Here is a 20,621-nt window from a genome sequence, read left to right on the forward strand (position 1 = left end):
TCAATATCGCCACGATCGGTCCTTCAGGTCCGCCGGTGACCCGGGTTCACTTACGAGCCGTACACCGTCTCTCCTCAGGGAAGTTTTCATGATCGTTCTCACCACTCCCACCGGCCAGATCGGCCGGGCGACGCTGGGCCGGCTGCTGGCCGCCGGAGCGCCGGTCCGGGTGATCGTGCGCGACGCCTCACGCCTCCCCTCCGGGGTGCGCGACGCCGTCGAGATCGTCGAAGGCTCACACGGCGACCCGGACGTGGTCGCCAAGGCCTTCGCCGGAGCGGACTCCCTCTTCTGGCTGGTCCCCCCGGATCCTCGCGCCCCGAGCCTCGACGCCGCGTACTCGGGCTTCAGCCGGCCCGCGAGCGAGGCCCTTCAGGCCCAGGGCGTCGAGCGGGTCGTCGCCGTGTCGGCGCTCGGGCGGGGCACCCCCATGGCCGACCACGCCGGACACGTCACCGCCTCCCTCGCGATGGACGACCTGCTGGCCGCCACGGGCGTGGGCTACCGAGCGCTGACGATGCCGTCTTTCATGGACAACCTGCTGCGCCAGACGGAGCTGATCAAGAGCCAGGGAGTGTTCACCTCGCCTGTGGCGGGAGCCCACGCGGCGCCGACCTGCGCCATCCGCGACATCGCCGCGGTCGCCGCGGACCTGCTGCTCGACGACACCTGGAGCGGCGTCGAGGAGGTCCCCGTACTGGGGCCCGAGGACCTCTCCTCCGATGACATGGCACGGATCATGACCGAGGTGCTCGGGCGCCCGATCCGCTTCCAGCAGGTCCCGGGCCCGGAGTTCAGGGCCCAGATGATGGGCTTCGGGATGTCCGAGGCCGTCGTCCAGGGCCTGCTGGACATGGCGGCGGCCAAGGACGCCGGCCTCGACAACGCCGCGCCCCGTACGCCCCGGTCGAGCACGCCCACCACCTTCCGCGAATGGTGCCGGGACGTACTCGGGCCGGCCGTCCTCGGCTGAGAGGAGGCGCTCGATGAACGAGGACCAGGACACGCTCCAGCGGTTCGCCGACGGGTTCAGCTTCCAGCGGCGTTCCCCGATCCTGCACTCTCCACGCGACCAGGGTCTTCCGTACGAGGAGGTCACGTTCCCCTCAGGGGACGGGGTGCCGCTGGAAGGCTGGTTCATCCCGGCGCCCGGGTCGGACAAGGTGGTCATCGCCAACCATCCGATGGGCTTCACCCGTTCCGGCCTGCCCACGCATCTGGAGCCGTGGCGGTCGGAGTGGGCGGCCAGCGGCAACGCCTTCGAGATCGACTTCACCCCGGACTACCGGATCCTCCACGAGGCGGGCTTCAACGTTCTCGCCTACGACCTGCGCAACCATGGCCACAGCGGCGCGGGCAACGGAGGCGTCAGTTCCAGTGGGATCTATGAGGCCCGTGACGTCGTCGGCTCGCTGAACTACGTCCGCGGCCGCCCGGACACCCGCGACATGGCCATCGGTCTCTTCAGCCGGTGCCTCGGCGCCGGCTCCACCTTCGCCGCGATGGCGAGGTTCCCCGAGGCGTTCCGTACAGTGCGGTGCCTGGTCGCACCGCAGCCGGTGACCACGCGCACGATCGTCGAGCGTCGTCTGGCGATGGCGGGGCTCGCCGACCGCCTCGACGAGTTCGAACGGCTCCTCGTCCTGCGTACGAGCATCGGTTTCGCGCCGCGGAACCCCCGGCTCTGGGCGAAGAGCGTCAGCGTGCCCACGTTCCTCTACCAGGTACGCGACGACGTCCTCACCCAGACCGGCGACGTGCAGGCGATGTACGACAACATCCCCGTGGCACAGAAGAAGCTGGCCTGGATCGAGGGCACGACCGCCCGGTTCGACGGCTATCTGGAGTTCCAGCGCCACCCGGACCCGGCGCTCGGCTGGTTCGGGACGTACCTGGCCTGAGGGGCCGCCCGGTCACCAGGGGACCACACCCGCGTCCTCGAAGAACGCGCCCGTCGGGCCGTCGTCGGGCAGGGTCGCGAGACGGATCGCGGTCGCCGCGCCCTGCTCCGGCGTACGGACGCCGCGGAAGCCGTTGAGGTCCGTCGCGCAGAAGCCGGGGCAGGCGAGGTTGATCAGGATGTTCGTGTCGCTCAGCTCCTTGGCGTACTGGACGGTGACGGCGTTGAGGAACGACTTGGACGGCGCGTACGCGACGGACAGCGGTCCCATCGCCTGCCCGGGGCCCGCGCCGCTCTGCCGGGTGAGGGAGCCGACGGAGCTGGAGACGTTCACGATCCGCGGCGACGGCGAGCGCCTCAGCAGCGACAGCATGGTGTTGGTGACCCGGATGACGCCGATCACGTTGGTCTCGACCGCCGCCCGTACGGTGTCCAGGTCGGCCCGGGTGGGCTCCTGCGGCGTGCCACCGGTCACCCCGGCGTTGTTCACGAGCACGTCGAGGCGGCCGGCGCGCTCCTCGAACAGCCGGGCGGCGGCGGTCACGCTCGCGTCGTCGGTCACGTCGAGCGGCACGCCGAACGCGTCGGCGCCGGCCGCGCGCAGCTTCTCCACGGCGGCCTCCCGGCGCCCCTCGTCCCGGGCGCCGACGCCGACGCTCCAGCCGAGAGCGCCCAGGCCGGCCGCGATCTCGTATCCGATCCCCTTGTTCGCGCCGGTGACCAGCGCGATCGTCTTCTCGGTCATGCGTTTCATCCTGGTCGCGCTCCGGCGGGATCTCCAACACCGCTTGGGTGGCCGGTGATACCTCAGCGGTATCGCCGGTAATGTGACGGCATGGAGACGCGAGAGCTGCGCTACTTCGTCGCCGTCGCCGAGGAGCTGCACTTCCGGCGGGCGGCGCAGCGGCTCGGGATCGCCCAGCCGCCGCTGTCGCGGGCGATCCGGCAGCTCGAACGCCGGCTCGGGGTCACACTGCTGGAGCGCGACAGCCGTACGGTCACGCTGACCGAGGCCGGATCGGTGCTGCTGCGGGAGGGCCGGGCGGCCCTCGACGCGGTCGAGGCCGCCGACCGGCGCACCCGCCGCGCCGCGACCGGCCGCCCCGGCCTGGTCCTCGTGACGAAGGCCGGGGCGTCCAACGAACTGCTGTCGAAGCTGCTCGACGCGTACGCCGCCGAGCCGGACGCGGTCACCGTCGACGTGCTCCTGTGCGGGATCGCCGAGCAGGAGCGGCTGCTGCGCGACGGGCGGGCCGACGTGGCGCTGCTGCACCGGCCGTTCGACTCGACGGCCGGACTCGACACCGAGGAGCTGCACACCGAGGGGCAGATCGTCATCCTGCCCGCCGGGCATCCGCTCACCTCCCGCTCCCACCTGCGGATGGCCGACGTCACGGCGCTGCCCGGCCTGCCGCTGCCACGCTGGCCCCGCCGCGACGGCACGTACCCCGACGGCCCCGGCCCCGAGCTCCGGAACAGCACGCAGCTGTACCAGCTGGTCGAACTCGGCCGGGCCGCGGCGATCCTGCCGGAGTCGAGCCGGTTCCACCTGCGCGGCGGCCTCACCGCCGTACCGGTGCTGGACGCGCCGCTGGTGACGACGGTGATCGCATGGCCGCCGCACAGCCGGTCACAGGCCCTCGCCGGGCTCATACGGGCCGCGACCCGCGCCTCGTCTACCAGTGCGGCACCTCACGTTGCGTCCAGCACAGGGTCTTCTCGTCGCCCTTATGCTCGGCCTTGATTTCGAGGACGGCGGGAGGCAGGAACTTCTGCCAGTCGTACGTCGCGTCGGCCTGGGAGTACTGCCACTGCGGGTTCTCATATCGCCAGTCAATCCAGAAGCGATCATTGAGGTTCGTGGGCGGTCCAGGCGGTGTCGTCGACCGTCAGCCATGGTTCGTGAGCCACGTTCGCCGGGGTCACCCCGGTGAAGGTCATGACGTCCCGGTTCAGATGGGACTGGTCGGTGTAGCCGCTCTCGGCCGCGACCCGGGCGGCGCCTTCGCCCGCGACCAGCCGGTGGGCGGCGTGGTCGAAGCGGACCAGCTTCGCCGCGCGCTTCGGTGACAGGCCGACCTGCGAAAGGAAGCGGGACCACAACCGCTTGCGGCTCCAACCCACCTCCGCCGCCAGCCCCTCCACCCGTACCGAACCGTGCCCGGCGACGATCCGGCTCCAGACCCAGGCCACCTCCCGGTCCACCAAGGACCGGTCCGCGCGCCGGCGGGCGAGCAGCGCCTCCGTCAACGCGAAACGGTCCTCCCAGGAGGGCACATCGCTCAACCGCTCCCGCAGCCGTACCGCCTCCCGGTCCCACACGTCGTCGAGGGACACCGCGCCGTCCAGCTCGGCCGGGGAGACGCCCAGGTACGCGTGCGCGACCACCGGGGACAGGCGTACCTGCACGCAGTCCACGCGCTCGCCCCACGCCCGGACCGCGCCTCCGTACCCGAACCCCGGTCCGGCGACGAGGCTCCCCCGCTGCCGTCCCCCGGTGGCGCTGTCCACGGTCGGCGAGCCGGCGCCGAACTCCAGGACCAGCATCACGGCCGGGTGCGGGACCACCCTGAGGTCGGCGCCGCGGACACCGAACCCGGCCATGCCGACACCGGCCGGCAGGTCGAGCAGTGCCGGGCGTGCGACGTCCCAGGTGGCCGTCATGTCACGTCCGTCCGGAGGGGGCCGCATCGTCGAATTTTACGCATTCCGCGGTGAAGGCCTCGATGCCGTTGATGACGGCCTCGAAGCGCAGTGAGTGGAACAGGTCGAAGCCGTGCTGTCCGCCGGGCAGTTCGACGTAGACGACCGGCTGGGCCGACACGGAGCGCAGGCGTTCGGCGAAGGTGCGGGCGCGCTCGACCGGCACGAGGCTGTCGTGGTCGCCGTGGACGATGAGGAACGGCGGCGCGTCCGCCCGTACGTGGGCGAGGGGCGAGCTTCCCGGGTCCGCGTCGTACTGACCGTAGTAACCCCCGAGCCCGATCACCGCCGCGATCGGCGGGGCGTCCGGGCCCAGCGCGGTCAGCGCCGACAGGTGCGCCCCGGCCGAGCTGCCCGCCAGGAAGATCCGGTCCGGGTCGGCGCCGTACTCGTGCGCGTGGTCCCGTACCCAGGCGATCACCCTCTTGGCGTCCTCCAGGTGGTCGCCGAGACCCGCCTCCGGCTGCAGGCGGTAGTTCGCGCTGATGCAGATCCACCCTTTGCCGGCCAGACGGTGGAGAAGCGGCAGCGAGTGCCTGCTCTTCCTCCCCATCTTGTACGCGCCGCCGTGGAAGTGGATCAGCACCGGGGCGTCCGTGGGCCGGGAGCGGTGACGGTAGAGGTCCAGCCGGTTGCGCCGGCCGGCCGGGCCGTACGTGAGATCGGCGATCCGCTCCACGGCGCGGTTCCCGCGGAAGAAGGGCCGGAACAGGATGCGCCCGTACGGCAGGCGCCGCGAGGCCGTGCCGATGGCACTCCGTACGGCGACCGGCGCCAGGTGACCACGCCAGGCCACGACGGACAGGCCCGCCAGGGTCACGGCCGCCCCGCACAGGATCGGCACCGGAAGGTCGCCTTGGGAGAAACCCAGGGCGGTGGCCGCCAGGAGGTAGGCGAACGCCACGAAGGGGAGCTCGTTGATCGCCACGCTGAGGTAGAAGGCGAGCATGCCCAGCCACCGAGGCCGGCCCGGCGCGACCAGGGCGAAGAAGGTGCAGACCGTGAGATATACCAGCGTGACCAGGTATCCGTAGGGCAGGTTCATCGCCGCACCAGCCCGAGGAGGAGTACGGCGCCGACGACCAGGTGGAGCAGGACCAGCACCAGTGCCGCGCCGATGCCGACGGCGCTGCCGATCGGGCCGGCGAGAGACAGGGCGAGCACCGGCAGGGCGATGATCGTCCAGACGCGGCGGGGGCGGGGGGCCGACCGCTCCAGGATGATCAGGAGCACCCAGCCCGCGAGCACGGCCAGCAGGCTCACGACCACGACCGGCACCGGCCCGACGGTACGCGTGCCGTCGCCCGACCGTACGGCCAGAGTGGTTCCGGCCAGGGGCACCGCCAGGGCCCACACGGCGAGGGCGGCGGCGGGTGCGGCGGCCAGGGGGAGGAGAAGTCTGTTCATGCCGCTCAGCATCGCCCGGCCGTACGGGCCGCCACATCGGGCGCACGGTCGCGGACGATCCTGCTCCGGTCGGGGGCGTCTCCTACTTTCGTAGGTGACGGTCTCGCCGCACCCGTGATTAGCCTGGTCACGTGAACGACATCCCCTCCCCACGTCCTGGTGCCGTGGCCGCCGTCGTCCTCGCGGTCGGTGCGCTGACCGCGGTGTCGGTGTGGGGCCAAGGCGACGGTTCCCTGCTGTGGCTCGACCTCGCGGTCGCGGCGGTGAGCCTGGTCGCGGCGCCCGCGCAGCTCTGGTGGCCGGTCCCGGGCGCGATCGCCGCCACGCTCCTCGCCGCGATCTCCCCGGCGGCCACGCCCGCGGCCACGATGGGCGCGCTGCAGGTGGCCCAGCGGAGGCGGTTCCCCGTCGCGGCGGCCGTGGCGGTCGCCGGCGTCGCGGTCCACCTGGTCCGGGCGCTGTGGCGACCGAGCTCCGGCATCTCCCTCGCCTGGTGGTCGCTCCTGGTCGCCGCGGCGTACGGTGCGCTGCTCGGCTGGGGCGCGCTCGCCCGCTCCCGCCGGGCACTGCTCATCGCGCTGCGCGAACGCGCCCTCCGCGCCGAGGCCGAGCAGGGCCGGCGCGTCGCCGAGGCCCGCATGGCCGAGCGGCGCACGCTCGCCTGGGAGATGCACGACGTGCTCGCCCACCGGTTGTCCCTGGTGGCCACGCACGCGGGAGCGCTCGAATACCGCCCGGACTCCTCCCCCGAACAGCTCGCCCGCGCCGCCGGGGTGGTCCGCGGCGGTGTGCACCAGGCGCTGGAAGAGCTCCGCCAGGTGATCGGCCTGCTGCGCGAGGACGATGAGCGCCACGACGAGAGACAGCCCCAGCCCACGCTCGCCGACCTGCCCCGCCTGTTCGCCGAGGCACGCCAGGCCGGCCAGCACGTACGGCCGCGCGACGAGGTCACCGATGTCGAGGCCCTCCCGTCGACGGTGACCCGGGCCGCCTTCCGCGTCGTCCAGGAGGGGCTGACCAACGCGCGCAAGCACGCCCCCGGCGAGACGGTCGAAGTCCACCTCCGCGGCGGGCCGGGCGCCCGCCTGCTGGTCGACGTGAGCAACCCGCTGCCCGCGACGGATTCGGCCCCGCTCGTGCCGGGCAGCGGCGTCGGCCTCGTCGGCCTGACCGAGCGCGTACGCCTGGCTGGAGGACAACTCGACCACCAGCGCACGAAAGGGGAATTCCGGCTCTGGGCCTGGCTACCATGGCCCGCGTGATCCGCGTGCTGCTCGTCGACGACGACGCCATGGTCCGGGCCGGTCTGTCCATGATGCTGGACGGCGCCTCGGGCATCACCGTGGTCGGCGAGGCGGCCGACGGCCAGGAGGCCATCACCGCCACCGACGCCCACGCGCCCGACGTCGTGCTGATGGACCTGCGCATGCCGCGCGTGGACGGCATCACCGCCACCCGGCGGCTGCGCGCCCGCGCCCGCCCTCCGGAGGTGATCGTCCTGACCACCTTCGACACCGACGAGAACATCCTGCACGCGCTCCGCGCCGGCGCGAGCGGGTTCCTGCTCAAGGACGCCTCGCCCCCGCAGATCGTCGAGGCGGTCACCCGGGTCACCACGGGAGAGCCCATCCTGTCCCCGCGCATCACCCGGCGGCTCATGGACCGCACCGTCACCCAGGCCGGCGCGTACGAGAAGGCCCGCGCCACGCTGGCCCGCCTCACCCCGCGCGAACACGAGGTGGCCGTCGCGATCGCCCACGGCCGTACGAACGCCGACATCTCCGCCGAACTCGCCATGGGCGTCACGACGGTCAAGGCCCACGTCTCCAGCATCCTTACCAAGCTGGGGCTGGACAACCGCACTCAGATCGCCCTTCTCGCCCACGACGCGGACCTGGCCTGAGCAACGGCGGGCGAGGCCGGGAGGACGGCGCCGGCCTCCTCGTCGACCGGGACGATCGCCGCGTCGCGCACGACGCGGCGGCGGCGCCCGCGGACTACGAGAAGGCCGCCGGTCTCGCCCGGCCCACCAGTGGCGCCACCTGCCTGGCGGCGCTTTCGGGCTCAGCCGAAGACCGCGCGCTCCGCCTTCTCGAGCAGGGCGACCAGTTCGTCGGCCTCGCTCTTGCCGAGGGAGGCGAAGGCGGGGGCCATCAGCTCGTCGGTGAGCCGTTCGGCGTCCTCGCGCCGACTCCGTACCTCCTCTGTCAGCTCGGGATACGGCCGCGGCCAGCCGAAGTACTCGGCGTTCGGCTCGCCGTGGTGGTACGGGGCCAGCGTGCCGCTCAGGATCGCCTCCAGCGGGTTCAGCCCCTTCGCCAGGACCGCGACGATGTGCAGGCCGCCGCGCAGCTCGCGTACGACGTGGGCGAGCTGGATCGCACGGGCCCGGTCGTCCTCGGGCAACGGCACCGCCCGCCAGCCCGCGAAGAGCGGCGCGGCGATCGTGTCCCCGCTGTCCACGACGATCTGGAGCAGCTCGGCGAGGCGCGCCGACTCCTCGAAGCCGGCCAGCTTGCGACGGGCGAAGTCATGGACCACGACGGTGTACCGGGCGGTGGCGGTCGCCGGGGAAAGACCGGCGCCCGCCTCCCATGCCTCCCGTACGGTCTCGGCCGGGAAGAAGCCGGCGGCGGCCGCGACGACATCCGCGTCGACGTCTCCGAGGACTCCGCAGCGACCGCGGAAGTACGGTGCCCAGCCGGCCAGCCCCACCTCTTCCGCGAAGGTCTTCGCCTCCCGAGAGATCATGAAGGCCCCGCCCAACCGCCCGATCGGCTCCGCCACCGCTGCTGCGATCTCCTGCATCCCAAACCGTCCTCTCCTAGAACCGAACCACTTTCTATAGTTCTGCACCGGAGTGTTCCAGCGCCACCTCTTCCGGCCGGGCGGGGAACGCCACGGCGACCGGACGCGTCGGTGTGGGGACGGTTCCGGTCGTTCGGAGAGGTGTTCTCGTATGAGCCATGTCCCCTATCCATCCGCCGCGGTCGAGCTGCACGAGGATGCCCTGGCGGCGCAGCGTGAGGAGCGGTGGGACGCGGCCGAAGTGCTGTTCCGGCAGGCGTTCGAGGCGGGACACCCCGTCGCCGCGTACGACCTGGGCACCGCCCTGCTCGACCGCGGTGACCGGAACGGCGCGAAGACGTGGTACCGGCGCGCCGCCGAGCAGGGCGTGCCCGCCGCCGCCTTCGAGGTCGGTTACCTGGAGGAACGCGGGGGCGACCTGGACGAGGCCGAGCGCTGGTACCGGCGAGCCGCCGAAGGCGGTCACCGCAGTGGGACCCTCAACCTCGGGGTGCTCGTGGAGGATCGGGGAGACGTGCCCGCCGCCCTGGAGCTCTACCAGCGCGCCTGGGAGCTGGGCGACTCCATGGCCGCGTTCAACATCGGCAAGATCCACGACGACGACGGCAGGGGCGACCTGGCCAAAGCCGCGGAGTGGTACGGACGCGCGGCGGAGCGCGGCAACGGCGGGGCGGCGTACAACCTCGGGCACGTCCGGCAGGACCAAGGGGACACCGCCGCCCAGGCGGCGGCCTGGCGGCGGGCCGCGGACCTGGGGCACCCCAAGGCCGCCTGCAGCCTCGGGATCATGTTCCAGCGGCAGGGCGACCAGGACGAGGCCGCCGCCTGGTTACGCAGATCGGTGGAGGAATTCGGAAACCAGCGGGCCGCCGGTCTGCTCGCCGACATCTGCGAGCGGCGCGGCGACCGGGGTGAGGCCCGGTTCTGGCGGGACCTCCCGTACGGGCTGGGTGCGTACAGCCCGAGGTTCGAGGCGTTCGCGAGTGAGGGTGCGGCGGCGGCCATCCACCGGCAGGACGTGCTGAACAAGGCCCTCGGCGACGGTCATGTCCGCTTCGACATCGGCGAGCGGACCATGACCGTGGACGGCGAGACCTACGGCGGCGTCACCCTGCTCGGCAGCTTCGCCCACGAGAGCCGGTCGTGGCTTTGGGCCTGGGCCAACGAGCACTACCGCGACGACGACCCCGCGGTCGCCCCGCTGCGCGCCATCCGCGCGTACGGCCGGGAGCACGACATCCCCGAGCTGACGGTCGGATACCTGGACCTGTCCGGCTTCCCGAACCCGCACCAGGCGGCGACCACGATGGCGATCGCGGCGGCGGCGCTGCTCGGCGGCAACGGCGTCCACAGCTGCCGGATCAACGACGGGCGCGGATCGGCGTACCTTCACCTCGACGACCCGCGGCTGCCCACCGACGCCTATGACCCGATCTCCGCGCCGCGCCTCGTGATGACCGCGGTCGAGGTCTTCCCGGCCGACCACCGCCGCGTCGTGCGGGGTCTCATCGCGCACTACGGCACCGGGCTCGCGGAGAGCCCGGACGTGATCCAGGGCCGCTTCCCGGACGGGAGGAGCCTCACGGTCGGCTTCACCGAGCAGGGCCTCGTCAAGGCCATCACCTCGGAGAACGTCCATTCGACGGCGCAAGGGTCATGAGCCGGCCGCGGCCGCGAACGCCGTGAGCTCGCCGGGAACGTCCGGGCCGGCCGGGACGTACACGACCTCGGTCACCCCGGCGGCGCCGGCCTCGCCGAACCGGGCGGCGACGGACGCGGCGTCACCGGTCCAGCCGGGTTCCAGGATCGCCGGCCCGGCGGCGGCCACCATGGCGCGGTCGCGCCCGGTAAGCCGGGAGAGATGGCCCTGGTGGACGACGAGATGCCGTTGTCCCTCGGGACGTTCGGCCTCGACCGAGGTACGCCACGCCTTGCCGCCCGGCAGGGCGTCGACCGCGGTGCCGGCGTTCTGCCACACGGCGTGGACGACGCTCGCGTAACCCGGACCGGCCGCCTCGACCACACGGGAGGCGGTGTGGTCCTCCCCCGCCCGCAGGACCGTGCCGAACCTGAGCAGCGCGCACTCGGTCCACGTGCCGCCTTCCGGTGGAACGCCGGTCGTCACGACGCCCGGCACGCCGAGTTCTCGCGCCACCCTGTCCCCTTTGGGGCCCGAGGCGGCCACCCACAGCGGCACGTCGATCGGAGGGCGCGGTCCCGTGCCCGGCAGCTGCATCATCTGACACGGCCGGCCGCCGATGTCGACGACCGCCCCGTGCAGCAGCGCCCGTACCCGCCGGACGTGGCGGGCGAGGTCGGCCCAGGCGACGGGCTTGTCGCCCAGCGCGTGCCGGGCCGTGAAGCCGGTCCCGAAGGCGACGGTCAGCCGGCCGGGCGCGAGCTCGTCGACGGAACCGATCGCCGACGCGGTCACCATCGGATGACGCAGACCGGGTACGGCCACCCCGGTGGCGAGCCCGATCCGGCCGGTCCCGGCCGCGACGCGCGCCAGCGCGATCCACATGTCGCCGTGGAGGGCCGGCGAGTCGAACAGCCAGACGCGGTGGTAGCCGAGCCGCTCGGCGAGCGCGGCCCGCTCGACCACGTCGACCGTCGGTGGCAGCGCACACGAGTAACGAGGGCGGGACGTCATGCGGAGGGCTCCCACAGGGCGACCGTGGCGCCCGCCGGGTCCTCGATGACGGTCACGGAGCCGACGGGGAGGTCCACCCGCGGCCGTACGACGCGCGCGCCGAGGTCCGTCGCGCGCTTCGCCGCGTCCTCCAGGTCGGTCACCGAGACGTACGGAACCCACTGCGGCCGCCGGTCGTCGTCTGCGGCGAGCCGCGTGAGACCGCCCCACGCGCCGTCCGCGTCGACGAACATCGGGACCGGCTCGGCCCCGGCCGGGACGTCGGCGACCCTCCAGCCGAACAGGTCCGTGTAGAAGCGCCGGGACACGTCGGCGTCGGCGGTCCGCAGATCCATGAAGACGAAGGGCGGGGTCACGGTCGGCTCTCCTCTGGCGATCAGGACATGTGTCCTGAAGATTAGGACACGTGTCCTAATCGTGCAACGGCCGAGTAGGCTCCTCCCTCATGGGGTCATCCACGGAGAGGCGGCGGTCGCCGAACCAGCAGGCCAAACAGGAGCAGATCATCGAGGCCGCCAAGGAGGTCCTCGCCCGCGACGGCCTGGCCGCGTGCACGGCGCGCGCGGTGGCCGACGCCAGCCCCCTGACGAAGAGCGCGATCCACTACTACTTCGATGACATGGACGAGATCATCGACGGCGCGATGGAACGTCACATGGCCGGATGCCTCGACCGCATCCGCGAGGCCGCGGACCGGCACGAACGCCCGGTCGACCGCTTCTGGGCCGCGACCCGGACGTACCTGGAGATCTTCGCGGAGCAGCCGAAGGCGGCGCTCCTGTGGTTCAGCTACTGGGTGGACGTGGGGCAGAAGGCCCGGCCCGAGCCGATCGACCGGATGCACCAGATGATGATCGCCGTCCTCCGCGACCTGCTGGCCGACATCCCGGTCGACGATCCACCCGCGCGAGCCCATGCGTTCTTCTCGTACCTGCTCGGCACCCTCATGCAGCAGGCCGTACGCCCATTGCCGTTCTCCGAGCTGAAGCCGGAGATCGCCACCGTGTGCCGGCTGGACCCGGGCCTGTCCTAGACTCCGATGACCTCCGCCTCGTGGAGGATGAGCATGTCGGTGACGAAGCAGGCGCGCCGGCGGCGACGGTGATGGTGAAGGGTTCGTGGCGGGAAGCCCCTCCCCGTGGGCGACCGATGTGTCGCGGAGGACGACCTCGAGACCCGTGAACAGCGCCGTGAAGCGTCTCCAGTCGCCGAACTCGGGCGCCTCGTGCCAGCGGTCCTCCGCGGAGATCCGCTGAACCTTCAGGCCGCCCTTCGAGCCCTCCGGCCGATCTCGGACCTCCAGCCGGCCGCCCGGCGTCATGCGCGTCTCGCGCGTGACGGCCTCGTCGTCGAACTCGGTCTGCGCGTCGCCGGCGTAGGTCCATCGGCAGTCGCGGGTCAGGAAGAGGCCGACGAGAGCGGGCCGACGGCCTGTCGCGCCTTCGGGGTCCCAGCCCTCGCAGTAGGAGAACCGCAGCTCGTCCACGACATCACCGATTCCGTCGACGCCTTCTCAACGGGGCCGACGCTGGCCACCACCGCCGACGCTGGGGAACGAGACGGTGCCGTGCCCCCGGAGAGGCACGGCACCGTCCGGCTCAGCGGTGGGTGAACACCGGAACCCACGAGCCGAGCTTGTCGGAGCGGTGGTACCCCGTGAGCGGCGTGATCTTGCCCTGGAGGTTCACCAGGAGGAGCCGGTTGTGGAACTCCCCGGTTTCCCGGCACTTCTTCACCGCGCAGCCGACCGCGAACAGTTGCCGGTCATCCGCCCAGGCCCTGGCCTGTTCGATCGGGAGGACCGCGGCGGCCCTGCCCGTCTTCAGGTTCGTGATCGTGACGGCGGGGCCCGGCTTCGGCCCGAACTTCGGCAGGAGAGTGCCGTCCGGGGAGAGTCCGGCCTCCTCCATGTCGTCGGCCTCGTACGCCGGTGCGGGCCGGGACCGTCCGTTCAGGTCGTAGAAGACCTTCGCGGGGGCGGTCTCGGTCGGGGCCCAGATCAGCGTGCCACTCCTGCTCCAGCCGAGGTCCTGGCGAGTGCCGGGGGCGCCCGGGTAGGGGGCCAGCGCGTGGAAGGCGCCGTGTCCCGTCGTCGTGTCGACGACGGCGAAGCCGGTCCGCGAGCCCGCGGGCCCGTTGAAACTCATGGAGGTGTCGGCCACGTCGGGGTCCGTCCCGTACGCGGTCAGCAGCAGCCGCCGCCCGTCCGGCGCCCATGCCACACCGCCGACCTTGTGCCCGATCGAGATCCAGCGGGTGACCTTCCGCGTGGCCATGTCGAGGATGCCGACCCGCGGCGCCGGCAGCGGGCCCTCGAGCACCGCCGCCTGGTGCATGCCGGGCGCGACGTCGAGGTAGGCCCACGAGGTCTTCTCGTACGTTCCGGGGCCCGGGTCGTACAGGTACCACGTGCGCTGGACACCGCCGGACGCCCCCTTGTGCGCCGTGTAGTACGCGGCGACGGCGGTGTGCCCGGCCGCGACGAGGTGGCGCGGGAACGTACTGCCGAGGTCGGTGCGCAGGGACGTGTCCGAGGACAGCGTCACCGGCTGGATCGTCCGCGTCGGCGCCTTCGACGCCGGTCCCCCGGTCACCGCCACTCCCACTCCCACGAGGAGCGCCATCGCACCGGCCGCGAGCGCGTACGTCAGCGGCCGCCGTACCCGCACCTTCCGGTCGTCCGTGGAAAGGACCCGTTCGGTCAGGTCGTCGGGCACGCGAGCCTGGAAGGACAGATCTCTGCAGGCGTCCTTGATGTGCGTCTCGGTGTTCACTGCAGGACCTCCTTGACACGACGCGCGTCGCCCAGTTCGGGGGCGAGCTCGCGCAGCCGGGCGAGCGAACGGTGGGTGGTGCTGCGCACCGTGCCGACACTGCAGCCGAGCAGCCGCGCGACCTCCTTTTCGGGCAGGTCCTCGAAGAACCGCAGGGCGAGTACGGCCCGCTGCCGGGGCGTGATCCGCGTCAGCGCCTCGCGTACGGTGATCCGCAGGTCCGAGGCGGGCGCGTCGTCGTGGTGCACCTCGTCCGGGGGCACCGCGACGTGGGTCTCGCGCCGTCTCCACGGGCGTTGCCAGAAGTCGACCTGCTGGCGGTACATCACCTGGCGGACGTACGCCTCAGGGCTCTTCGCACTGGCCCATCGCGTGACCGTCTTGGTGAGCGCCGTCTGCAACAGATCCTCGGCCGCGTGCTGGTCACCCCCGCTCAGGAGGTACGCCAGCCGCATCAACGCGGCGGACCTCTCCACCATGAACTCACGGAACTCCCGCTCCGTCGCGGTATCCATCGCCACCTCCGAATTGCCGTCACCCCTGAGACCCTTGGGGGTGGCTACCGCTATGCCGCGGTGTGCCCGCTTTCTCCTACTCTCGAGAAGGAGCCAAGGTGATCCGCCCCACCCGCCTCATCGCGATCGGCGCGGCCGTAGTCGCCGTGCTGGCGCCCGCGAGCCCCGCGTCCGCCCGCCACCACCACCAGCCGCCGCCGGCCGCCACACCCCCGATGGGCTGGAACGACTGGTACACATTCTCCTGCGATGTCAACGAGCAGCTCGTCGAGCAGACCGCGGACGCGATGGTCGCGTCGGGGATGCGCGAGGCCGGCTACCGCTACGTCAACCTCGACGACTGCTGGGCCGCCTCCACGCGCGACGCGGACGGGCGGCTGCGGGCCGACCCCGCTAAGTTCCCCCACGGTATGAAGGCCCTGGCCGACTACGTCCACGCCCGGGGGCTGAAGCTCGGCATCTACGAGGACGTCGGCACGAAGACCTGCGCCGGTTACCCGGGGAGCTACGGCCACGTCCAGGACGACGCGGACTCCTTCGCGTCCTGGGGCGTCGACTTCGTCAAGGTCGACTGGTGCAACGTGCCGTTCGGTGACTTCCCCGGCCTGTCGCAGCAGCAGGTCGCGGTGAAGCTGTACACCGCCTACGGCCAGGCGCTGAAGGCCACCGGCCGGCCCATGGTGTTCAGCATCTGCGAGTGGGACCCCAGGCTGCAGCCGTGGACCTGGGCGCCGGCCATCGGCAACCTGTGGCGTACCGACAACGACTACGGCTCCCAGTGGAGCCAGACCCTCGCCAACCTCGACCAGGAGGCGCCGCTCGCGCCGTACGCCGGGCCCGGGCACTGGAACGACCCGGACATCCTCATGGTCGGCAAGATGGCGAGCGACACCGAGAGCCGGGCGCACTTCAGTGCGTGGGCGATGCTGGCCGCCCCGCTGCTCGCCGGCAACGACCTGCGGAACATGTCCGCGGCCACGAAGGCGATCCTCACCGACCGCGAGGTGATCGCGATCGACCAGGACCCGCGGGGCGCCCAGGCGACGCGCCTGTCCCACACCGCCACCGCCGACGTCTGGACCCGTACCCTCGCGAACGGCGACCGCGCGGTCATGCTCCTCAACCGGAGCGACACCACGACGAGGATCTCCACCGGCCTGCCTTCCGGCGCGTACGCCGTCCGCGACCTGTGGGCGCACCGGACCGCCTCGTCGGCCGGTGTGATCGCCGCCTCGGTGCCCCCGCACGGCGCCGCGCTGTACCGCGTCTCGCCGCTGAGGGGCGGAGCCGGCCGATACCCGCCGCTCACCGAGGTCTCCGTCGACCCGCAGGTGCCGCCCGCCTACCCCGGCTCCGACCTGCACGTCGCCGAGGCCGGAGAGAAGATCACCACGGCGGCGGCCTTCGGCGACGACGGGAACACGCCGGTCACGAACGCGACGCTGAGGCTGAGCGGCCCGTCCGGCTGGAAGATCGACGGCCGGCCCGTACGCGCGCCCGCCGTGCCCACGGGCGGGCGGCTGTCCGGCACCTGGCAGGTGACGGTGCCCGCGGACGTCAAGCCCGGCTCGTACGCCCTGACGGGAACGGCGACCTACAAGTGGCGTGCCCACACGGCGACGGTAAGGAGCGAGACCGCCGTACGGGTCCTCGCCGGGCCGGCCGGGTCGCCGTACCTGAGCGACCTGTCCTGGCTGTCGGCGGCGAACGGCTACGGGCCCGTGCTCGTCGACAAGAGCTACTTCGGCGGTCCGCTGACCATCCACGGGACGACGTACCAGCACGGGCTCTGGACCAACGCGGTCGCCTCGATCGAGTACTACCTCGGCGGGCGATGTTCGCGGCTCACCGCGGACCTCGGGCTGGACGACTCGGTCAAGGGCCAGGGCTCGGTCACGTACCGCATCAGCGCCGACGGCCGGCCGGTCTACGACAGCGGCGTCGTCACCAACGCCACCCCGACCGCACACGTGGACGTGCCACTGACCGGCGCACACGTGCTCCGGATCGACGTCGGCGACGGCGGTGACGGCATCAGCTACGACAACGCCGACATCGCCCAGCCCCACCTCACCTGCGCGGACTAATGGCATCCTGGCCCTGGCGAGCTCCCGTCAGGGCCGGGACGGTGGTCAGATGCGCAGTGCGCCGCGCGGCTGGCCGTGTTCGCGGCCGCAGGAGGTCAGGGCGAGGACGCCGTGGCCCTCGACCCGGGTGTGGGCGCCGAAGGAGGACGGATCGGTCGACGCCCGTCCGGCGACCACGGTCGCGTAACAGAGGTCGGGCTCTTCCTCGTCGAGCGATTCCTCCGAAAGGTCGTCTTCCTCGAAAAGCAGGTATCCCTCTTCGGCAGAGTGACGCGGGCCGATCTGCTCGTCAGGGTCGTCGTTCTCATAGAACCGGACGACCTCCCCGTCCTCGGCGAGGCACCATCCTGTCCAGCCGTCGCCGCAGCTCATGCCGTACCAGTGCGCTCCGCCGAACCGGCGGCTCAACGCCCGGCAGCGATCGCGTACGGCGTCCCACTGATCGCCGCCGTCGTCGTGGGCCGCGCCGAACACCAGGGTCCAGCCGTCGAGCCGCGGGCTCACGTAGGCGCGTGAGCAGCGCGAATGGTCATCCCCCAGGCCGTGCTGGTCGTGGTTCCACGCCGACTCGCCGAGCCGCATCGTGACCGGCTCGGGGCCGGACAGATCGAAGGCGTCGAGCACCGCCGCCTGGTCGCCGGTGGGGATCGCGAACCACGAACCGCACAGATGCATCGGCTCGGGAACCTCGGTCGCGATCTTGATCCTGACCAGCCGCCGGACCAGGTCGCGGTCCCGTTGGTCCAGTGCGGCCGGCCCGCCGACGGCGGCGAGCGCCTCCAGCGCGGGCCTGCGCAGCCGGCCACCGGATCGGCGGACCTCCCGCAGCAGCGGCACCACTCCCGGTCCGATGCCCTTCAACGCCCACAGAGCGCCCTGCCTGACCTCGGCGTCGGGATCGACCAGCAGCTCGATCAGCTCGGCGGCGTACGGCAGCGCCGCCTCGCCCCTGCCCTTGAGCACGTGGACGCTGTTGTCCCGGACCTGCGGACTCGGGTGCCGGAGGTGGGCGGCGAACGCGGACAGGTCATCGATCTTCAGCCCGACGTAGGCCCATCCCGCCCGTCGGGCCGCCTCCGGGGTCGGGGCCGAGGCGATCGCGTCGGCCAGCGGCTCCAGCGCGGGCCGGCCGATCTCGCGCAGCAACACCCCGGTCACCGACCAGTCCACGGCCGAACTCTCGTCGCAGAGAACGGCGACGAGCGGGGCCACGGCGGGTGCGCCGAGTGCCGCCAGCTCCTTGCCCGCGGCCAGTTGCGCCTGCCGGTCACCCGCGCCGGTGAACCCGTCGACCAACGTCTGGAGCTCCATGGGGACAGACGGTAGCGGTGTCCGCCGACATTCGGCTCCGGCGCCGTGCGACCGCGCTACGGTGCCTCGGTGGACCTCTTCTCAAGCTCGTGGGCGGCGTTGCGCACGGCGGTCGCCGCGACCCCGGACGAGGACTTCGAGCGGCCGTCCGGATGCAGCGGCTGGCTCGTTCGTGACCTGGTGTGCCATCTGGTCATCGACGCGCAGGACGTCCTGATCACCCTGGTCACGCCCGCCGGGGCCGAGCCGACCGTGGACGCGTTCACCTACTGGAGGCTCGTCGAGCCCCCGACCGGCGAGGACCCCCTCGACGCGCTGATCCCCCGGCTGGCCGCCGCGTACGTCGAGCCGCGGCTGCTGAAGTTCCACCTCGACGACGTCGGTTCCGCGGCGGGCCGCGCCGCCGTGCTCGCCGATCCCGCCGCCCGCGTGAGCACGCAGGGCGAGGTGCTGACCGCAGGCGACTACCTGTCCGCGTACGTGCTCGAGTGGACCCTGCACCACCTCGACCTGGTCGCGCACCGGCCCGGAGCCGCCGGACCGCCCGCCGAAACCCTCGCGGCGGCACGCGCCGCGCTGGAGGCGATCACAGGAGAGGCGTTTCCCGCCTCGCTCGCCGACACGGACGCGCTGCGGATCGGCACCGGACGCCGCCCCCCTGCCGACGCGGAACGAGCCGCGCTGGGCGGCCTCGCCGGGAGGCTTCCGTTCGTCCTCGGCTAGCCGAGGCGCGAGACCTGGTAGTGGCCGATGCGCCAGCCGTCCTGCGTGCGTGTCAGCAGGACGCCGAGCTTGACGCTCAGCGTGGGCCGGTCGGTGAAGGCGAAGTCGACGTCGAGGTAGCCGAGCACCAGCCCGTCGGCGGGTTCCCTCGTCTGGAGGACGCGGTACGCGGCCGTCATCCCGCGAGGCTGGGACTCGTAGTAGTCGGCGACCCCCTGCCGTCCGACGGTGTACGGGTGCAGCCCCTGGAAGATCGCGTCCTCGGTGAACAGCGCGGCGACTCTCTGCGGTTCGTGCCCGTCGACCGCCGCCTTCCACCGGTCGAGGACATCGCGCAGGATCTCGGTCGTCATCGGTGACCGGCGCTCATGCCGCCGTCGACGTGAAGGATCTCGCCGGTGACGAACGGCGCGGTCTCCAGGTAGATCACCGCGTCGATGATGTCGCTCACCTCGCCCATCCGGCCCACCGGGTGCAGAGCGGCGAGGGCCTCGTGGGTCGCCTCGGGGTGCATCGGGGTCTTGATCGTGCCCGGTGACACGGCGTTCGCCCGGATGCCGCGCGTGGCGTACTCGATCGCCAGGGACTTGGTCGCGGACTGCACGCCGCCCTTGGTCAGCGAGGCCAGTACGGACGGGACGTTGGCGTCGGCGTTGTCGACCAGGCTGGTGGTGATGCTGACGACATGGCCGCCGCCCTGAGCGAGCATGGCCCGTACGGCGCGCTGGGTGATGTGGAAGAACCCCGCCGTGTTCACCCCGATCACGGCGGCGAAATCGTCCTCGGTGTAGTCCGTGAACGGCTTGGCCACGAACACGCCCGCGTTGTTGATCAGGGTGTCGATCCGGCCGAACCGCTCGATGCCCGCGGCGATGACGCGTTCGGCGGCGGCCGGGTCCGCGATGTCGCCCTGAACGGTCACGACGCCGGCGTCGCTGGAAGGGGTGATCGTCCGTGACGTGGCGACGACGGCGTAGCCGAGCTTGCGATACGCCTCGACCAGGCCGGCGCCGATCCCCTGCGACGCGCCGGTGATGACCGCGACCTTCTGGCTTCCGCTCATGATGAACCTCCCTGGTATCCGACCTTCTACGATCGAAACTAGGCCGTGAACAGGGAGAACACTACGACCGCCTGCCTCGCTGGTGAGAGGCGCAGGCTCGCAGGGTGAAGACTGCCGGCATGGAGTTCTTCTGCTACCACCGTGATCGGCCCGGCTCGATGGCGCTGCGCGGCGAACTGGTCGAAGAGCACTGGTCGTACATGGACCGGTTCGCGGCGGAGCTGATCGCTCGCGGCCCGACCCTCGCGGGCGACGGCGACACGCCCACCGGCAGCGTGCACATCATCGACCTGCCGGACCCCGCCACCGCCCGCGCGTTCGCCTTCGAGGAGCCCAACTACCAGGCCGGTGTGTACCGGGACGTGCTCCTGCGCCGCTGGCGCAACCTGCTGGGGCGCACGATGTGGGATTTCCCGGGCGGCCGGACCGGCGGCGACCGGTACCTGGTGCTCGGCCTCGGCGCGGGCCCGGCCGCCGACCTCGCCGTACCGCCCGGCCGGGAACTCATCGCGTACGGGCCCCTGCTGTCCGACGACGGCACCGCCTGGCTGGGCACGGCGGCGCTGCTCCGGGCCTCGGACCCGGACGCGGCCCGCGCCGTCCTGACCGCGGACCGGTACGCCGGCATCGAGGTCCACGGCTGGCAGTTCGGCGGCCGGGCGTGATCTGCCCGCCGA

At 72.1% G+C, this 20,621-nt stretch carries 23 protein-coding genes; 11 read left to right on the forward strand and 12 right to left on the reverse strand.

The window, feature by feature from the left end; all coding sequences use genetic code 11:
* Positions 1-88 precede the first annotated feature (88 nt).
* Positions 89-973 carry an NAD(P)H-binding protein gene (locus QWU11_RS34445; RefSeq protein ID WP_290118684.1) on the forward strand — a complete coding sequence of 295 codons (885 nt, stop codon included), beginning with the start codon at positions 89-91 and terminating at the stop codon, positions 971-973.
* Positions 974-986: 13 nt separating this feature from the next.
* On the forward strand, positions 987-1,901 hold the full coding sequence (locus tag QWU11_RS34450) for an alpha/beta hydrolase (RefSeq protein ID WP_290118685.1): 915 nt from the start codon (positions 987-989) through the stop codon (positions 1,899-1,901).
* Between the two features lie 12 nt (positions 1,902-1,913).
* On the opposite strand, the gene QWU11_RS34455 is transcribed toward QWU11_RS34450, so the two are convergent.
* Positions 1,914-2,645 (reverse strand): SDR family oxidoreductase, encoded by a 732-nt coding sequence (locus tag QWU11_RS34455; protein WP_290118686.1) that lies wholly within the window; start codon positions 2,643-2,645, stop codon positions 1,914-1,916.
* Positions 2,646-2,735: 90 nt separating this feature from the next.
* Here QWU11_RS34455 and QWU11_RS34460 point away from each other — a divergent pair, with 90 nt between their 5' ends.
* Positions 2,736-3,644 (forward strand): LysR family transcriptional regulator, encoded by a 909-nt coding sequence (locus QWU11_RS34460; protein ID WP_290118687.1) that lies wholly within the window; start codon positions 2,736-2,738, stop codon positions 3,642-3,644.
* 104 nt (positions 3,645-3,748) lie between these two features.
* Here QWU11_RS34460 and QWU11_RS34465 read toward each other — a convergent pair whose 3' ends face one another.
* The 3 genes from QWU11_RS34465 to QWU11_RS34475 are packed head-to-tail and all read right to left on the reverse strand — an operon-like array spanning position 3,749 to position 6,010.
* Positions 3,749-4,564 (reverse strand): helix-turn-helix domain-containing protein, encoded by an 816-nt coding sequence (locus QWU11_RS34465; protein WP_290118688.1) that lies wholly within the window; start codon positions 4,562-4,564, stop codon positions 3,749-3,751.
* Between the two features lies 1 nt (position 4,565).
* Positions 4,566-5,648 (reverse strand): alpha/beta hydrolase, encoded by a 1,083-nt coding sequence (locus tag QWU11_RS34470; protein WP_290118689.1) that lies wholly within the window; start codon positions 5,646-5,648, stop codon positions 4,566-4,568.
* Positions 5,645-6,010 (reverse strand): DUF6069 family protein, encoded by a 366-nt coding sequence (locus QWU11_RS34475; RefSeq protein ID WP_290118690.1) that lies wholly within the window; start codon positions 6,008-6,010, stop codon positions 5,645-5,647. Before QWU11_RS34475 ends, QWU11_RS34470 begins: the two co-directional genes overlap by 4 nt.
* A 131-nt stretch (positions 6,011-6,141) precedes the next feature.
* Here QWU11_RS34475 and QWU11_RS34480 point away from each other — a divergent pair, with 131 nt between their 5' ends.
* Together QWU11_RS34480 and QWU11_RS34485 are read left to right on the forward strand one after the other, a co-directional pair.
* Positions 6,142-7,272: a histidine kinase gene (locus QWU11_RS34480; RefSeq protein WP_290118691.1), complete on the forward strand. Its 1,131-nt coding sequence runs from the start codon at positions 6,142-6,144 to the stop codon at positions 7,270-7,272.
* Positions 7,260-7,913, forward strand: coding sequence for a response regulator transcription factor (locus QWU11_RS34485; protein ID WP_290118692.1), 654 nt, complete (start codon positions 7,260-7,262; stop codon positions 7,911-7,913). The genes QWU11_RS34480 and QWU11_RS34485 overlap by 13 nt, the downstream gene beginning before the upstream one ends.
* Before the next feature lie 161 nt (positions 7,914-8,074).
* On the opposite strand, the gene QWU11_RS34490 is transcribed toward QWU11_RS34485, so the two are convergent.
* On the reverse strand, positions 8,075-8,761 hold the full coding sequence (locus tag QWU11_RS34490) for a hypothetical protein (protein ID WP_290118693.1): 687 nt from the start codon (positions 8,759-8,761) through the stop codon (positions 8,075-8,077).
* A gap of 208 nt (positions 8,762-8,969) precedes the next feature.
* On the opposite strand from QWU11_RS34490, the gene QWU11_RS34495 reads away from it, so the two are divergent.
* Positions 8,970-10,478 carry a tetratricopeptide repeat protein gene (locus tag QWU11_RS34495; RefSeq protein WP_290118694.1) on the forward strand — a complete coding sequence of 503 codons (1,509 nt, stop codon included), beginning with the start codon at positions 8,970-8,972 and terminating at the stop codon, positions 10,476-10,478.
* Here QWU11_RS34495 and QWU11_RS34500 read toward each other — a convergent pair.
* Entirely contained in the window at positions 10,473-11,471 is a 999-nt protein-coding gene (locus QWU11_RS34500) for an LLM class flavin-dependent oxidoreductase (RefSeq protein ID WP_290118695.1), read from the reverse strand. The genes QWU11_RS34495 and QWU11_RS34500 overlap by 6 nt on opposite strands.
* A complete protein-coding gene (locus QWU11_RS34505; protein ID WP_290118696.1) occupies positions 11,468-11,827 on the reverse strand; it encodes a VOC family protein in 360 nt (119 codons plus the stop codon). The genes QWU11_RS34500 and QWU11_RS34505 overlap by 4 nt, the downstream gene beginning before the upstream one ends.
* Positions 11,828-11,916: 89 nt before the next feature.
* On the opposite strand from QWU11_RS34505, the gene QWU11_RS34510 reads away from it, so the two are divergent.
* Positions 11,917-12,504 carry a TetR family transcriptional regulator gene (locus tag QWU11_RS34510; RefSeq protein ID WP_290118697.1) on the forward strand — a complete coding sequence of 196 codons (588 nt, stop codon included), beginning with the start codon at positions 11,917-11,919 and terminating at the stop codon, positions 12,502-12,504.
* A gap of 105 nt (positions 12,505-12,609) precedes the next feature.
* Positions 12,610-13,083 carry a hypothetical protein gene (locus QWU11_RS34515; RefSeq protein WP_290118698.1) on the forward strand — a complete coding sequence of 158 codons (474 nt, stop codon included), beginning with the start codon at positions 12,610-12,612 and terminating at the stop codon, positions 13,081-13,083.
* Here the strand turns inward: QWU11_RS34515 and QWU11_RS34520 are convergent.
* A complete protein-coding gene (locus QWU11_RS34520; protein WP_290118699.1) occupies positions 13,070-14,245 on the reverse strand; it encodes a hypothetical protein in 1,176 nt (391 codons plus the stop codon). The genes QWU11_RS34515 and QWU11_RS34520 overlap by 14 nt on opposite strands.
* Positions 14,242-14,760 (reverse strand): SigE family RNA polymerase sigma factor, encoded by a 519-nt coding sequence (locus QWU11_RS34525; RefSeq protein ID WP_290118700.1) that lies wholly within the window; start codon positions 14,758-14,760, stop codon positions 14,242-14,244. The genes QWU11_RS34520 and QWU11_RS34525 overlap by 4 nt, the downstream gene beginning before the upstream one ends.
* A 98-nt stretch (positions 14,761-14,858) precedes the next feature.
* Between QWU11_RS34525 and QWU11_RS34530 the strand changes: the two genes are divergently transcribed.
* Positions 14,859-16,847 (forward strand): NPCBM/NEW2 domain-containing protein, encoded by a 1,989-nt coding sequence (locus QWU11_RS34530; RefSeq protein WP_290118701.1) that lies wholly within the window; start codon positions 14,859-14,861, stop codon positions 16,845-16,847.
* Between the two features lie 45 nt (positions 16,848-16,892).
* Here QWU11_RS34530 and QWU11_RS34535 read toward each other — a convergent pair whose 3' ends face one another.
* Entirely contained in the window at positions 16,893-18,158 is a 1,266-nt protein-coding gene (locus tag QWU11_RS34535) for a HEAT repeat domain-containing protein (protein WP_290118702.1), read from the reverse strand.
* A 69-nt stretch (positions 18,159-18,227) separates the two neighbouring features.
* Between QWU11_RS34535 and QWU11_RS34540 the strand changes: the two genes are divergently transcribed.
* Positions 18,228-18,881 (forward strand): maleylpyruvate isomerase N-terminal domain-containing protein, encoded by a 654-nt coding sequence (locus QWU11_RS34540; RefSeq protein ID WP_290118703.1) that lies wholly within the window; start codon positions 18,228-18,230, stop codon positions 18,879-18,881.
* Here QWU11_RS34540 and QWU11_RS34545 read toward each other — a convergent pair.
* Both QWU11_RS34545 and QWU11_RS34550 read right to left on the reverse strand, forming a co-directional pair.
* Positions 18,878-19,234, reverse strand: coding sequence for a nuclear transport factor 2 family protein (locus tag QWU11_RS34545; RefSeq protein WP_290118704.1), 357 nt, complete (start codon positions 19,232-19,234; stop codon positions 18,878-18,880). The genes QWU11_RS34540 and QWU11_RS34545 overlap by 4 nt on opposite strands.
* Positions 19,231-19,944: an SDR family oxidoreductase gene (locus QWU11_RS34550; RefSeq protein WP_290118705.1), complete on the reverse strand. Its 714-nt coding sequence runs from the start codon at positions 19,942-19,944 to the stop codon at positions 19,231-19,233. Before QWU11_RS34550 ends, QWU11_RS34545 begins: the two co-directional genes overlap by 4 nt.
* A gap of 104 nt (positions 19,945-20,048) precedes the next feature.
* Between QWU11_RS34550 and QWU11_RS34555 the strand changes: the two genes are divergently transcribed.
* Positions 20,049-20,609: a YciI family protein gene (locus QWU11_RS34555; protein ID WP_290118706.1), complete on the forward strand. Its 561-nt coding sequence runs from the start codon at positions 20,049-20,051 to the stop codon at positions 20,607-20,609.
* Positions 20,610-20,621 lie beyond the last annotated feature (12 nt).

The sequence above is a fragment of the Actinomadura sp. DC4 genome (assembly GCF_030406325.1).
Lineage (GTDB): Bacteria > Actinomycetota > Actinomycetes > Streptosporangiales > Streptosporangiaceae > Actinoallomurus.